This is a genomic window from Embleya sp. NPDC050493 (genome assembly GCF_044458105.1).
Taxonomy (GTDB): Bacteria; Actinomycetota; Actinomycetes; order Streptomycetales; family Streptomycetaceae; genus Embleya.
Map to the genome: position 1 here is coordinate 1 of NZ_JBITHP010000009.1, position 13,884 is coordinate 13,884.

Consider the following 13,884-nt stretch of genomic DNA (forward strand, 5'->3'; position numbering starts at 1 on the left):
CCAAGAAGCAGGCCGGCGAGGCCGCGGAGGACCTCCGCGTCGTCGACGTGGCACAACTGCTCCTGCAATCCGTGCAACTCCCCGAACCACCGGCGGCCGAGGGGGCCCTGGAGGACGCGGGAGCCAAGTAGGGCCTGTGTGAAGGGTCGGCGGTCGGCGGTCGGCGGTCGGCGGTCGGCGGTCGGCGGTCGGCGGTCGGCGGTCGGCGGATGATAACGAGTGACAGGTGACGGGATCGCCGTCGGTTCTCCTGCGGGAGGTCGACGGTGATCGCGTTTTTGTGCCCGAATTACGACCTTCCCGGGACGACGCGAGGGGTCGAACTGCCGGTACCGTCATTGATGTGACTGGCAATGGACCCTACGACCCGTACCGGCAACAGCCCCCGCCTGCCGGCCAGGGTTACCCACCTCAGCACGGCGGGGCTCACGGCGATCAGTACGGTGGCCAACAGGGCCCGTACGGTGGCCAACAGGGGTATGGGCAGCAGGGCTACGGCGGCCAACCGGGCCACGGCGGGCAGCAGGGCTACGGCGGGCAACAAGGCCATGGGCAGCAGGGCCACGGGCAGCAGATTCCGCCGCCACCGCCGCCTACGCCTTCGTCATCGCAGGGTGGACAGGGCGGCTCGGGCGACCCGAACTACGGGCCTCTGTCGTTGCCGGACGAGACGAGTCTGTACATCTACGGCGCGCCGCCCGACGAGTACACGACGGTGACGCCCGCAGTGTCGCCCCGGCAGCAGCAGCCGTACCCGCAGCCGCCGCAGTACAGCGGTCCACCGCCGCGGAACCTGCACTGGAAAGAGGTGCTGAGCGGGTTCGTGCTGCGCCCGTTGCGCACCATGGACGCGGTCCGCGACCAGGCGGTGTGGTGGCCGGCGCTGATCATGTCCGCGCTCGGTGGCGCACTCGCGGTGTTCGCGAACGACGCGTCCCGCAAGGAACTCGTCGACTCGACCATGAGTACGAGCGTGCCCGCACTCGGCATCGTGATCGTGATGGTGCCGGCGTTCTGCGCACTGCTCGGGCTGGTGTCGCATGCGCTCGCGACCCAGTTCGGCGGGAACGGATCGCCGACGCCGTTCATCACGCTGTCGATGATCCTGGTCTGGATCGCGGACGCACCACGGCTGGTGGTCGCGCTGTTCGCACCCGACGACAATCCGATCGTGGCCGGTATCGGCATCGCGTCGTTCGCGTTGACCGCGTGGCTGCTGACGATGTTGATGACGCGGGTACACGAGTTGCCGTGGCCTCGGGCGCTGGGGTGTGTGTCGGTCGAGCTGATCGCGCTGTTGCTGGTGCTGAAGCTGCCGTTGGCGTCGTGAGGTCGCGGGGGCGTGAGGTCGCGAGGGCGTGACGGTGTGCGATCGTGGCGGCGTGGGGCGTGGCGGCGTGGCGTCTTGAGGCGTGGCGGCGTGGTGGCGTGACGTTGTGCGGTTGGGGGTCGTGAGGTCGTGAGGTCGTGACCCTGAACAGCCGGACAGCTGGACAGCGTCAGGGTGTTGGTGGCGTCGTGAGGTGGGCGGCGGTGGGGGCGTGGGTGCGGCCTCGGTTCTGACGTCGAGTCAGCCCGGTGGCGAAGCGTGCCGGCAGTGGACCGGGTGGACCACAAGTGGCACGGCCGGGCCGCGTTGCGGATCTGTTCGGTATCCGCTCCGGGCGGTGTACTCGTAGAAGTACACCTGTCCGCGTACGACATCTCGTCGTCATCGCGGTTGTGAGGAACGGAACGGACATGCTTGTGCGGCAACGCACCCGGGCTGCGCTCCAGGCCGCCGCTCTCTTCTACGTCGTGGATCGCGGTTGGCCCGTCCTGCCCGGTGCCTACGTCGAAGACGGTCGATGTTCGTGCGGCGACACCGATTGCCCGGACCCGGGCGCCCACCCCGCCGCGGAACCCGGGCTGACCCGGGCCACCCGATCGACCGACGACGTCTGGGAATGGTGGAGCGGGAAGCCGTACACGGTCCTGCTGGCGAGCGGGCTGGAGTTCGACGTCCTGGACGCCCCGGCGAAGGTCGGCTATGCGGCGATCCGCCAGTTGGAGGTGACCGGCCTGCCGCTGGGGCCGGTCCTGCATCTACCGGGCGAGCGGCTGTTGTTCCTGGTCGACCCGGGCGCGCGCAGCATGTACTGGTACACGGTCGACCACAACGACACGGCCCGGTTCGACGTCCGCCACCACGCGGTGGGCCACTTCGTACCGGCCCCGCCCTCGTCCACCGCATGCGGCGAATGCACCCGCTGGGCGGTCCCTCCGGATCCGATCGAGCGGGGATTGCCGGGCGCGGTGGACGTACTGGGCGCGTTGATGCGGTTCAGCACACAGGGACGGTAGCCGGCGGGCGGAAGCGCGGGCGGTAGCGCCGGTGGCAGCGCATGTCGGAGCCGGTACTCCCACTCCGGCTCCTCTTCCTCTTCTTCCTCTTCCGAACCCTGCTCCGGTCCGGCTCAGGCGTCGAGAATCTGGCCCTGGCGGGTGACCACCGGCGGCTGCACGGACCACGGGAAGTTGATCCACTCGTCGGTGTGCTTCCACACGTACTCGCACTTGACCAGCGACTGCGGCTTCTCGTAGACGACGGCGCAGCGCACCTCGGCGACGTTGCCCTCGCAGAAGTCCCGAACCAGCAGCAACGTCTTGCCGGTGTCCGCGACGTCGTCCGCGATCAGCACCTTCTTGTTCGAGAAGTCCACCACGTCCGGCACCGGCGCGAGCATGACCGGCATGTCCAGCGTGGTCCCGATGCCGGTGTAGAACTCGACGTTGACCAGGTGCAGGTTCTTCACGTCCAGCGCGTACGCGAGCGCACCGGCCGCGAACACGCCACCGCGGGCGATCGACAGGATGATGTCGGGCTCGTACCCGTCCTCCGCAACCTGCGTCGCCAGCTCACGCGTGGCCTGGCCGAAGAGCGGCCAAGTGAGGTTTTCGCGCACGTCACTCATGTCCGGGTATGCCTATCTTCGCTTCGGGATCGGCCGCGGGTGGTGGTCGCGGCGGGAGAGTGGAGGCGAGAGCAGTGCTCACGCTAGCGAGCAGCGCTCACGGCTATGAGCATCGCCCGCGATCAAGATCGGTGCTCGCGGTCTTGAACAGTGCCCGCGGTCGCGGTCACGGTGTCGGCGGGATCGCCACCTCGCCGCGATCTAATCGCGGACGTTCGTCCGATGAAAGTCCTTGAACGAGCGGGAGGGAGTGGGCCCCCGCTGCCCCTGGTAGCGCGACCCGTACACCGAGGACCCATACGGAAACTCGGCCGGCGACGACAGCCGGAACATGCACAACTGGCCGATCTTCATCCCCGGCCACAACTTGATCGGCAGCGTCGCGACATTGGACAGCTCCAGCGTCACATGCCCCGAGAAGCCCGGGTCGATGAACCCCGCAGTGGAGTGCGTCAACAGCCCGAGCCGCCCGAGCGAACTCTTCCCCTCCAACCGGGAGGCCACGTCGTCCGGCAACGACACGACCTCGTAGGTCGAGCCGAGCGCGAACTCACCGGGATGCAAAATGAACGGCTCGCCTTCCGGCGGCTCGATCATGCGAGTGAGATCCGGCTGCTCGACGGCGGGGTCGATGTGCGGGTACTTGTGGTTCTCGAAGACCCGAAAGAACCGGTCAAGTCGAACGTCCACACTCGACGGCTGAACCATGGCCGGCTCGTAGGGATCGATCCGAACCCGACCGCAGTCGATCTCCGCGCGAATGTCCTTGTCCGATAGAAGCACGTGGAAAGGGTAATCGCAGGCCCCCGGATCCACCCAAACGCTCCGCACCACCCACCCGCCACACCCACCCCCACCACGAAACGTTGCTGCAACCACGCTCGACCATCCGGTAGAGTGACGGTGCAGGGTTCCCCTTGGGGCGCCTGATGCGGGCGTAGTTTAATGGTAGAACATGAGCTTCCCAAGCTTAGAACGCGAGTTCGATTCTCGTCGCCCGCTCCGGAAGTGAAGGCCCAGGTCACGGACATGATCCGCAACCTGGGCCTTCGCCGTTCCCGGGTGCGCTATGGCCTCGCGTGCCAGGTCCGGGCCGGATCGGCGATGAGCTTGGTTGGCTCGGGGACTTCCTGATCCGCTCTGCTATGGCATCGGCGATGGCTTGGTCTCAGCCGGCGCGAGCATGCTGTAGATCAGGGCCGCATGGGACGTGCGATCCATGAGCTCTCGGAAGGTGGCGCCAGTCTCGGCGGCCAGGACGTTGCCGGTGTGGCGTAGGTCGTGAAAGTGCAGGTCGCTCACGCCGAGGTGACGGGTACCGCGGCGCCAGACCCGGCTGAAGTTGCAGCGGCGGAGGGCGGCGCCCTTCGGGCCGACGAAGAGCAGGCCGCCCGGCTCCTTCTCGGCGAACCACTCCACGTGGCGGCGCAGGTCGAGCAGGATCGGCGCGGGGATGGTCACGGTGCGCTTGCCCGCAGCCGACTTGGGCGGGCCGGTCACGCGTTGGCCGTTGCTCATCTCGATGGCGGACACGTCGATGCGGATGGTGCCGGTGTCGAGGTCTACATGGTCGCGTCGGAGAGCGGCGAGTTCGCCCCAGCGCAGGGAGCCGAAGGCGGCGAGGAGTACGAGGGCCCGGAAGCGAGGCCCGACTCCGTCCGCGATGGGTGAAGACCTGTTCGAGGGTGAGGATCGGGCGTTCAGGAGCCTTCTCGGCACCGCCGCCCTTGATGCGGCAGGGGTTACGGCGGATCAGTCCGTCGTCCACGGCGGTGTTCATGATCGCGCGCATGAGTCGGTACGACTTGGCGGTGGTCGACAGGCCAAGGCCGCCTTCCAGGCGCATGGCACGCCAGCGGCGCACGTCGGCCTCCTTGATCGCCGGGATGGCTGCGTCGCCGAACGTGGGCTTCAGGTGGAGCCTGAGCAGAATGCTGTACAGCTCGCGAGTGCGGGGGCGGAGGTTCGGCCGCTCCTTGATCCAGGCCGTCGCGAACGTACCGAAGACCATGTCGCCGCACGGATCGATCCAGTCGCCGCGTCTCATCTCCGACTCGGTGTCCGTCAGCCACTCTTCGGCGGCCGTCTTGGTGGCGAAGGTCTTGTCAGCCGTCCGCAGTTGGCCGTCCGGACCGGGGTATCGCGCCTGCCACTTCTTGGACGGAAGTTGGCGAACCGCCCCGAAACGACGACGCCGTCCCTTGCTATTGGCCATCAGGCTGCCTTTCCGCATGTCCGGCTGGGCTCGACAAGTCCAGCGCGAATGAAGGCGTCGACCGCGTCCTGTGGAATTCGAACGTGGCGGCCGATCCGAATGAAGGTGATGCGTCGCTCTGCGATGAGGCGACGGACGAAGCGCTCGCCGACGTTGAGCCGGTCGGCGGCTTGGGGGACGGTCAGGAGCCGTCCGGGAGTGCTCTTCTCGCTCACGGGAGCAAGTCCCCTCGCAGGTCTGGACTGGTCAGGTCGCGTCCTGTTGGGGCCCGTCTGCGTGGGGACCTCGGCTGGTTGTCTCGACACCGTTGGGCGTTTGGTCGGTGCAAGCCGGCCTGTGGCGGCCGTTGCCGAATATCGGTCGGGTGGTGCGGTGGTCCGGCCGGGTGCGCGGGAAGCGCTCTGCGCACCCGGCCGAGGTGTGTGGGGTCAGGCCGCTTCGTCGTGCGCGGCGAGGTGATCCAGTTCGGCACAGAGACCGTTGGCGAGGAGCGTGGCCAGGCGGTGGACTGCGTCGGCAGGGACGGAGCCGAGGTTGACCAGGCCGTCACCGTGGACGTTCACTTCCGCCTTGAGCGCTCCGAAACCATCGTGCAGGCCGGCCATGGCGAGGCGTGCGGCGAGTTCGGTCGTGGCGTTGTTCGCCTTGCTCCAGCCACGAACGTAGGGGATGCCGGCGTGCAGAACCTCGGCATGTGGCGCGCAGGTTCGCGCGTTATCGGAGACAGGACGCATAGCGATACCTCCTTGTCAGGTGGGGTTCTTCTCGGCTGCGGCAAGAAGTTCGGCGAGCCGGGTAGCGGCTTCCGGTGTGGTGCGGCCGAGTTCGACGAACCCGTGGCCGAAGGCGTTGACGTCGGCCCGGAGATAGGGGAAGTGCTCGGCGAGGCCGGCGGCGATCAGAACGTCTCGGAGAGCCGCAACGGCGGACCGCGCCTCGTACCAAGCCGTGGTGTCGATGGGCGACCAGGAAGCCGCGTCCGGATCACTCATCGCCCGTGCCCTCGGCGGCGGCAGTCAGGTTGCGCAGTGCGATCAGGAGATGGACGGTGAGCACCGCAACCGCGTCGCGATCGAGGGTGGATTCCTCCGTGGGCTTGGTGAGCCACTGGTAGCGGTCTCCCGCTTCGGCGTCCCGGCCGGGGACCACCAGATACCCGCCTGTCGAGAGGTAGCGGTACGGGACGTCCCCGCGCAGAACCGTCAATGCGCCCGCGAAGAAGGGCTCCCCGACCGGCGCAATGAGGAAGGCGACCTTTCGCGCCTGGTGGTCGATGACGGACGGCGGAGCCAGGGAACCGAGACGCCGGTACCAGTCGACCGCTTCGATCCCCAGCCGATCCGCCACGATGACCGCGTCCACGACGTGGCCGGTCGCCCACAGCCGAGGTGCCCGGCGGTGTCCCGTCCCGGCCGAGGTGCCGAGGGCCGCGAGCAGCCAGGCACCGGCGAATTCACTCGCCTGATGAAGCGTCATGTTCATCTCCCGAAGCCCGCCGGTCGTTCCGCCGGGCATCACAACGATGCGGCGGCGGCACCGGTCCGAGGCAGACGGCAAGGGATGACAAGGGGTGACACGGCTTGTCACCTCAGCGCGCGTCAGCAAGATCAACTCACTGCGATTCTTTGACGACGCTTCGTGTGCGCGAGCATGATGGCTGGATCTGGCTCCGCTTCCGGGGAGGCGATTCGTGGTGTCGATCACCACGCCGTATCAAGCCGGTCTCCTACGCGCGGCCCGAAATCACCTCGGCTGGAAGAAGCCCCGTCTCGTCTATGCCCTCCGCCAGGCCGCCGCGCAGGAGGGTCGCTCTCTCCCCACCGACACGTCACTCCTGCGAAGCATCGCCCGCTGGGAGAACGGCCAGACTTACCCCGCCGACTACGTCGAACTGCTGGTGAAGGTCTACGGCCAGCCAGCTCACCGACTCGGGTTGGCCGACGCCCCGGCCGCTCCGGAGCCCCCAGGGGCGGTCTACCCGACCACCCCCGTAGACAGCGTTGAAGCACTCACGGCGTTGTGGCGCGCCGATCTCGCACCCAGTAGCGACATGCCGGCGTTGTCCCCGGACCCGGCCGCCTGGAATGCGGCGCCGCTCGCCTGGCTCGTTTCCGGACAGCAAGAGCAGTTGCCGAACGCGCGCACGCGCACACAGGTGGGGGTGTCAGACGTCCAAGCCGTCCGTGCAACGGTCGACGTCTACGCCGACCTGGACAACCGCTTCGGGGGAGGGCACGGCCGCCGAGCCTTGATCCAGTACCTGGACGGCGACGTGGCCGAATTGCTGACCGCGCGCAGCACGGAGCCCGTAGGCCGCGCCCTGTTCGGCACGGTCGCCGAAGCCACGCTCCTCGCCGGGTGGATGAGCTACGACAGCGGGCACCACGGCTTGGCCCAGCGCTACTTCATCCAGGCCCTCCGCCTGGCCCAGGCCGCCGAGGATCGCCGTCTCGCAGGAAGCGTCCTCTCCGCGATGAGCCATCAGGCCACCTACCTCGGCCGCTTCACCGAGGCAGCCAACTTGGCCCGCGCCGCCCAGCTTGGCACCACAGGCCACGCAACGCCGACCCTGACCGCACAGTTCCTCGCGATGGAGGCCCGAGCGCTCTCCCGCGTCGGCGACCACGCCGGATGCAACACGGCCTTGACCCGGGCAACGACGATCTTCGAACGCACCAACCCGGGCGAAGACCCGGAGTGGATCGGCTACTTCGACCAAGCGGAGCTGTCCGCCGAACTCGGCCACTGCTTCCGCGACATGCGCCAAGCCCGGCAAGCCACCACATACGCGGAACTGTGTCTCGGCGGCACGGACGGCCGCTACGTTCGCAGCGACTTCTTCGCGACCATGGTCCTGGCGGAAGCCCACCTGACGGCCGGAGAACCCGAACCCGCCTGCCGCAGCGCCCTTGCCGCACTGAGGCTCGGACGCCAGCTCAAGTCCGCCCGCTGCGTGACTTATCTATCCGAATTCCGCACAAAATTGGCGGTGTTCGCAACCTCAGCTTCAGTTGCCGAATTCCTGGAGGAGGCCGAGAGCCACCGCCTGTGGCAGCAGACCGCCAGTTGATCCGGCCTCAGAACGGCTTCCACCCGTGCCGGTCGGCACCGGTCCGCAGGTCCGACATGCGCCGCGCGACCTCCGCCGTCACCGCAGCGTTGCCAGCCATGTTCTGCGTCAGCCACACGGTCATCATCAACTCACGCATGTCGGCCAGCACGGGATAGCCGTACCAGTTCATGACGTCGAACCCGTACGCGTGCACGAACGCCTCGTACTCGGCCCGGGTGTGCCACCCGTACCGCTCGTAGTACATCGCAGTCAGCACCAGGTCCCACTCACGCGGCCCGAGCGCGAACCCATCCAGGTCGATCAGCACCGCCCGCCCGGCATCGTCAACGAGGGCGTTCCCGACGTTCGCGTCCCCGTGCACGAGCCCGAACGGAAGCACGAACTCCAGAGCGTCATACCGCTTACGCAGTTCCTCGGCCCGCTGCTGAAGAAAGCCCCGGTCCTCATCACCCAACGCCACCGCGGCGTCGATCCGCCCCCAGGTCGCCGCCAACGGCTCCAGATACGGCAGCCCCAGCGACTCCGGCTCCTCCAACCAGTGCAACCGCCGCAGCAACTCGGCCAACGCGACCACACCCGCAAACCGCTCCTCCTCGGCGACAAGCTCCCAGAAGGTCACCACCCGCCCATCAGCCACGAGCGGCTGCCGAATCCGCGAAACAACCCGCACCGCAGGGAACCCCACCACGGCAAGCCACCGAGCAGCAGCCACAGTCCGCTCATGCTCATCAACCCGGTCCGCCGACCGCGCCACCCGCACCACAACCCGATCACCCAACCGAAAGACAGCGTTCTCCCCAAGCCGCAGCAGAGACGCCCCCTCAGCGCTCAGCCCAGCCACAGCACACGCCGAGCCCAACACCTCCCGAGCGTGCTCCGCAGTAAACGCACCACCGGCCCCAGACACCCCGCCATCCGCCATACCGCGAAGCTACCCGCATCCCGCGCCCTGTCGACCCACCAACGGCACCCAATCGACTATTGCCGAATTTGGCTCTACTGGATCGAGAGCGCCGCCCTGCGTGCGCCGCATGGGGTCACGCCGCGCGTGCGGCGTGACCGCCGGTCACGGCGTGGCCCCATGCGCATCGAAAGGTGTAAAAACTTGCGATCAACATCTCTCCTGATTCTTAATACCCCTCACCGCCATGAATTGATCATTCCTTGATTAGACAAGCCAACATCTGATCGATTCACGTGTATATCGCGATCAAAATTACAACCCGCTATAACCATGTATGCTAACCAAATGAACAATGAGCACCCCGTAGGATTTTGGAGCTACACCCATCGCGATGACGAATTGGACGATGGCCGAATCCGCCGCCTTGCCCAGTCAATCGGCGACGAGTTCGAGATCATCACAGGCGAAGAACTGAAGGTTTTTGTAGACAAGAAATCAATTGAGTGGGGTGACGGATGGCGCATTCGAATTGACACCGCACTTACGAGCAGTACGTTTCTCATTCCCATCATTACTCCAAGATATTTCAAAAGCCAGCAATGCAGGCGGGAAATCATCACATTCGCCGGCCATGCAGCCAGCCTGGGGTTGGACGAGCTGCTTCTCCCTATCCACTACGTAAATGTGCCAGAGTTGACTGATAATAAGGATGAAGATGAAGTCATAGCACTCATTCGCAAGCGTCAATGGGTTGACTGGAGAGACCTTCGCCTAGAGGATGAAAAGTCCCCAGAATATCGGAAGGCAATCAATCAACTAGCTGCACGGCTAAGTAAGATCCTGGAGGAGTCTGCGTCCGTTGAAGCCCCGCTTCCAGTTCCTCGCCAGCGAGGATGACAGCCCGGGGTTTGTCGAGATTATGGCGACAGCCGAGGCGGCTATGCCGCGTTGGGTTGAAACTCTCCAGTCGTTGACAGACGTCATGACACTCGTCGGATCAGAAATGAACTGGGCGAGCCAATCATTCACGGAATCAGATTCCAGAAATGCTGGCTTTGCCGGACGGCTTCGTATCTCACAGGAGCTCGCCAAGCGACTCGATGGCCCCGCGCAGGAAATGTTGACGCTGGGCTCCAAGTACTCGACCGAACTGATCGACATCGACCCTGCCATTATCAGCATCATCCGATATGCGGCAGAAAATGAATTGAACAAGGAAGACAAGCAATCTTTTCGCGAGTTCTTCGAAATTCTTGCAGGATTGATTACGGCCACTCGCGCCAACGCTCCACATATGCAAGCTTTCGCAGAGGGGGCGCGTAGCACCGCCCAATCAAGCCGGCACATCCGACCCGTCATGAATATCCTGCAAGCCGCCATCCAGCACGTAATCGATGGCCAGACCATCATCGAGGAATGGGATCGGCTTCTGAAAGACGTGGATGATGATCCCGAATACCCAGACGAAGACATAGATGAATAGACCGCAGGGCGTCACCCAGTTCCCGGCACAACTATGCGAACGGGGCTCTACCCCGGACCTGGCCCTCTCTCGGAGGGCGGCCCGGGCATGGGCCACTGCGGTTCGTGGGTGGTCTTGGGGTCTGGGGGTTCCCTCCTCGATCGGGCACCGCAGGCGTACCCGGAACCCCGGAGGGGCGCAACGGCCGAGCGCGAGCGTCACGGTGTGAGCCGTTGCGCCCCTCCGGGAACCCGGGTCCGTGCAGGCATGCCCGATCGAGGAGGGAACCCCCAGACCGACCACCCCCTTGGAGAGCAAGGCAGGCCCGGCTAACTCACCAGATGCGCACCAGAACGGGGCGCGGCTCAGGGGTCCTCACGGGCACTCAGGGGATGAGCGAACGCCCCACCGCAGGTGGGTGGTTGCGCAGGTCGCGCCCAAGATCACGGGCAACCCTTCCAAGCTAGGAATCCGCTGCTGTCGCTTCGCGCGGGGTGACCCCTAAAAGCGAGAGGCGCACGCTCCTCGCCGTGCCAGATGCGTGCCAGAACAGGCGGGAACGCGCGGTCATCAGCGAGCATTTGGCGGGCAATCGAGCCATGAGGGCCAGCCGGAACAGAGGGCTGGTCAGGGGGCATCTCTGCGGGCCGCTGGGACTGCGCTTCCCAAGCTTAGAACGCGAGTTCGATTCTCGTCGCCCGCTCCGGAGGTGAAGGCCCAGGTCACGGAGGACTTCCGTGGGCTGGGCCTTCGTCGTTTCCGGACTCGCCGCGCCTCGCATGCGGGGTCCGTGCCGGATGCGGGTTGATGTCGGCGGTGAACTTGAGTCGCTTCGCGATGGTGGCGGCAACGGCTTGGCAGCGCGACTGCCGGCTTGTGGACGCAGCGTCCGGTCCTACCCGTTACACATCCACTCTGAGCCGATGCACCAGAGGGGCGGTCGTACACGACCAGGCCGTGACCGGCGGATCTTGGTGGGGCCACGCCGCCCGGCACCGCCTCTCGCTGCACCGGGAAACAGCGGAGGTGGAGCAAGAAGAGTTCCGGGCCTGCGTGCCGGACGGCGAAGGGCGAACCGAGGTGCGCCCAACCCCAGTCCGAGGCTCTCCCGGCAGACCTCGTCCGCTGGCCTGACGAGTCGCCAAATTCAGCATCACGCTCGCCCCGATGGGCCCGACACTCCATACCAGCTGTCAGCGCCATAATAGGCGGCGCCTCTCATGGACCCTCGCGTGGGTCAGAGGTCGAGCAGCCCCTCGCCTCGCGCCCATTCAATGAACTCGCTACCGGAGCATGGCAAGAATGCTTCGTGGTCGGCGAGAATATCGACAACGCTGGAAGCTTCGTCTTCGCTGATCATCCCGTCGCGTATCCCTCGGCAGATCAGTTGAAGGGATCCGGTGATTTGAGTACCACGCTCGATCGCCATCGCCCTACCGGCGCGGTCGTCCACCACGGCGCAAATTCCGTGAAACTCCGCATAGGCAAGGGTTGCGCACTCTCCCAGGTTGCGCATGCCTCCGCCCATTCGTGAATGATATTCACTGAATCGTGCTATGTACCCAAGGCTCGGTTCGTCAACAACACTGATCCAAGGCGTGGCAAGGACTTGATGAAGCCGACTGCTCTTGGTTGTGCCGTTTAAGATTTCCTCCTCGACGACGCGCGTGATGACGCAGCGATGCCCATCAACGAGCCGGCCGAGCTTGTCCAGCTGGTTCGAGCGCGCGAAGTAGTTTAGTGGCGAGCTGTCGAACACCAGGCGCCCGCCCCCGAGCAAGGCTGTCAAGCCAACTCATTCCTCAGTGCCTCGAGCGGGATCTCATCTCGCGCCGGAAGCTCGTCCACGGTAACGGCTCCACGCGCAATTTCAACTGCGCGCTCAGCAGAGATCTTATGCTTCTTGTACGCGCGAATGGCAGCCTGCAAAACTCCTGTAGAAACTTCAGGCGCCACCAACTCTTCTTCCACCCGGACACCCGCTTCGAGGTAGTCTGCGCGCGTCGGAGATCGAGAGTCGAGAACCCGCAAATCACTTCCGGTGATCAGCGAAAGCTCTCTGAGACGAAACAAAAGGAGAGACCAGCTCACCCGATACTCGGCGCCAAGAATAATTGCGCTGCTGCGTTTTTCATGCTTGAGAGTGAGTTCCGACCAGCGCCGGCTGATACCCGGCGGAATCAGGATTGACCTGGCCAGCGCATCAATCGCACGTTCATGCTCGCCGGTTGCCCCTCCCCAGTCGGTAGAAAAGGCGTCTCCCAGTACGTGATGCCCAATCTCATGCGCCAGGACAAACCGACGATGGCCCGAGTCTCGGTCGCCGTTGATTACGGCAACCCCGATACCATCGCCAACTTCGGCATAACATCCGTCGACAGCACCCTCGCCGAGCCTCAGAGAGTACGCGTACAGGCCAATGCGGGCCGCCGCGTCAGACAAGGCGAGCAGCGGCTTCGACCGGTCGACACGCATGCAGTCGCGCACCGATGTCGCGATCGTTCCGACGGCTTCCACGTCATCCGCACCGAACGAGGAGTAGCGTCCAGGCTGATGCGGGGGCCGGATCGCTTTGACCTCGACGAGCAGGGTCACGTCCCGACTTACGTCCTCGAGGACGAGGTCTCCTACCGGATCGGAGCGTTGCTCGGCCTGCTGTGCCCTCCGACTGGCCACAGCCGGTGGTGGACTCGTCACGAACCACGCAAGGGGGCGCTCCAAGCGCTCCGCCAGGCGAACGAGTTCAAGAGAACTCAGCTGACGCCGCCCCGCCTCGATTTTGGCCACAGCGCTGCGGTCGACGTTCAGGGCCTCGGCCACCTGCTCCTGGCTCAGGCCGACCAAGCGCCGAGCGGTGGCTACCCGCGCTCCGACGTCAGACCAAGTGAGTTCGGCGTCCATTGTGCCAATATCGCACATCGAAGGATTCGAGACCACGGGGCTCCACGCACGAGTGACGCCGGCGGAGCCGGGCGCCGAGCTGCCGCGATGTTGTTTGCTTGCTCGACTGACAGCACGGACCCAGCCGGCCATGCCTCGTAGTGGCCTCCACCAATATGGCTTCGACCTATCGAGGAGCAACGTTCTGAGGTCCAGTTGCGCCTCGGCCGGTGCGAGGGTTGCCGCAGTGACGTGGTGATACGCAAACGCACGTCTTGGTGGAGTGACCGTGGGATGAATTCGCCCCCGCATCCCCGGCCCGGTGGAATCGGCAGGTTGCGCTTCCGCGCGATCCTGGCTCGGCCCCGCGGGATCTGACCTTGTTCCGATGGAACC

The 13,884-nt window shown here is 65.5% G+C and carries 15 protein-coding genes, 2 tRNA genes and 1 pseudogene; 7 read left to right on the forward strand and 11 right to left on the reverse strand.

Translation table 11 applies throughout. The features are described 5' to 3' along the window. Positions 1-343 precede the first annotated feature (343 nt). The gene (locus tag ACIBM5_RS19020) at positions 344-1,330 is read left to right on the forward strand and encodes a Yip1 family protein (RefSeq protein ID WP_391587162.1); all 987 of its coding nucleotides are present in this window, start codon (positions 344-346) and stop codon (positions 1,328-1,330) included. Between the two features lie 410 nt (positions 1,331-1,740). Further along, the gene (locus ACIBM5_RS19025; RefSeq protein WP_391587163.1) at positions 1,741-2,343 is read left to right on the forward strand and encodes a bifunctional DNA primase/polymerase; all 603 of its coding nucleotides are present in this window, start codon (positions 1,741-1,743) and stop codon (positions 2,341-2,343) included. Between the two features lie 113 nt (positions 2,344-2,456). Here ACIBM5_RS19025 and ACIBM5_RS19030 read toward each other — a convergent pair whose 3' ends face one another. After that, positions 2,457-2,954, reverse strand: coding sequence for a phosphoribosyltransferase (locus ACIBM5_RS19030; protein WP_391587164.1), 498 nt, complete (start codon positions 2,952-2,954; stop codon positions 2,457-2,459). A 201-nt stretch (positions 2,955-3,155) separates the two neighbouring features. Beyond that, positions 3,156-3,737 carry a dCTP deaminase gene (gene dcd / locus ACIBM5_RS19035; protein ID WP_020557430.1) on the reverse strand — a complete coding sequence of 194 codons (582 nt, stop codon included), beginning with the start codon at positions 3,735-3,737 and terminating at the stop codon, positions 3,156-3,158. Positions 3,738-3,885: 148 nt separating this feature from the next. Here dcd and ACIBM5_RS19040 point away from each other — a divergent pair. Next, positions 3,886-3,956, forward strand: a tRNA-Gly gene (locus ACIBM5_RS19040). Between the two features lie 141 nt (positions 3,957-4,097). On the opposite strand, the gene xerC is transcribed toward ACIBM5_RS19040, so the two are convergent. The 6 genes and pseudogenes from xerC to ACIBM5_RS19070 all read right to left on the reverse strand — a co-directional run bounded on the left by xerC (position 4,098) and on the right by ACIBM5_RS19070 (position 6,645). Then, the gene (gene xerC, locus ACIBM5_RS19045; protein WP_396007951.1) at positions 4,098-4,673 is read right to left on the reverse strand and encodes a tyrosine recombinase XerC; all 576 of its coding nucleotides are present in this window, start codon (positions 4,671-4,673) and stop codon (positions 4,098-4,100) included. 142 nt (positions 4,674-4,815) lie between these two features. After that, a pseudogene (locus tag ACIBM5_RS19050) lies at positions 4,816-5,187 on the reverse strand (site-specific integrase); the annotation flags it as partial. After that, the gene (locus ACIBM5_RS19055; protein ID WP_395799007.1) at positions 5,169-5,384 is read right to left on the reverse strand and encodes a helix-turn-helix domain-containing protein; all 216 of its coding nucleotides are present in this window, start codon (positions 5,382-5,384) and stop codon (positions 5,169-5,171) included. The gene ACIBM5_RS19055 and the pseudogene ACIBM5_RS19050, both read right to left, overlap by 19 nt. 213 nt (positions 5,385-5,597) lie before the next feature. Further along, complete coding sequence (locus ACIBM5_RS19060) at positions 5,598-5,903, reverse strand: hypothetical protein (RefSeq protein ID WP_396007952.1); 306 nt, start codon at positions 5,901-5,903, stop codon at positions 5,598-5,600. Positions 5,904-5,918: 15 nt separating this feature from the next. After that, positions 5,919-6,161 carry a hypothetical protein gene (locus ACIBM5_RS19065; RefSeq protein WP_396007953.1) on the reverse strand — a complete coding sequence of 81 codons (243 nt, stop codon included), beginning with the start codon at positions 6,159-6,161 and terminating at the stop codon, positions 5,919-5,921. Continuing rightward, the gene (locus tag ACIBM5_RS19070) at positions 6,154-6,645 is read right to left on the reverse strand and encodes a hypothetical protein (RefSeq protein WP_396007954.1); all 492 of its coding nucleotides are present in this window, start codon (positions 6,643-6,645) and stop codon (positions 6,154-6,156) included. Before ACIBM5_RS19070 ends, ACIBM5_RS19065 begins: the two co-directional genes overlap by 8 nt. A gap of 214 nt (positions 6,646-6,859) precedes the next feature. Here ACIBM5_RS19070 and ACIBM5_RS19075 point away from each other — a divergent pair, with 214 nt between their 5' ends. Continuing rightward, entirely contained in the window at positions 6,860-8,239 is a 1,380-nt protein-coding gene (locus tag ACIBM5_RS19075; protein ID WP_396007955.1) for a hypothetical protein, read from the forward strand. A gap of 7 nt (positions 8,240-8,246) precedes the next feature. Here ACIBM5_RS19075 and ACIBM5_RS19080 read toward each other — a convergent pair whose 3' ends face one another. After that, positions 8,247-9,164 carry a phosphotransferase gene (locus ACIBM5_RS19080; protein ID WP_396007956.1) on the reverse strand — a complete coding sequence of 306 codons (918 nt, stop codon included), beginning with the start codon at positions 9,162-9,164 and terminating at the stop codon, positions 8,247-8,249. Positions 9,165-9,491: 327 nt separating this feature from the next. Here ACIBM5_RS19080 and ACIBM5_RS19085 point away from each other — a divergent pair, with 327 nt between their 5' ends. The 3 genes from ACIBM5_RS19085 to ACIBM5_RS19095 all read left to right on the forward strand — a co-directional run bounded on the left by ACIBM5_RS19085 (position 9,492) and on the right by ACIBM5_RS19095 (position 11,311). Next, entirely contained in the window at positions 9,492-10,043 is a 552-nt protein-coding gene (locus tag ACIBM5_RS19085) for a toll/interleukin-1 receptor domain-containing protein (RefSeq protein WP_396007957.1), read from the forward strand. Next, positions 10,006-10,629, forward strand: coding sequence for a hypothetical protein (locus ACIBM5_RS19090; protein WP_396007958.1), 624 nt, complete (start codon positions 10,006-10,008; stop codon positions 10,627-10,629). Before ACIBM5_RS19085 ends, ACIBM5_RS19090 begins: the two co-directional genes overlap by 38 nt. 621 nt (positions 10,630-11,250) lie before the next feature. Then, positions 11,251-11,311: transfer RNA gene (locus ACIBM5_RS19095), tRNA-Gly, on the forward strand. Between the two features lie 534 nt (positions 11,312-11,845). On the opposite strand, the gene ACIBM5_RS19100 is transcribed toward ACIBM5_RS19095, so the two are convergent. After that, entirely contained in the window at positions 11,846-12,397 is a 552-nt protein-coding gene (locus ACIBM5_RS19100) for a hypothetical protein (RefSeq protein ID WP_396007960.1), read from the reverse strand. Beyond that, complete coding sequence (locus tag ACIBM5_RS19105; protein ID WP_396007961.1) at positions 12,394-13,509, reverse strand: helix-turn-helix domain-containing protein; 1,116 nt, start codon at positions 13,507-13,509, stop codon at positions 12,394-12,396. The genes ACIBM5_RS19100 and ACIBM5_RS19105 overlap by 4 nt, the downstream gene beginning before the upstream one ends. Positions 13,510-13,884 lie beyond the last annotated feature (375 nt).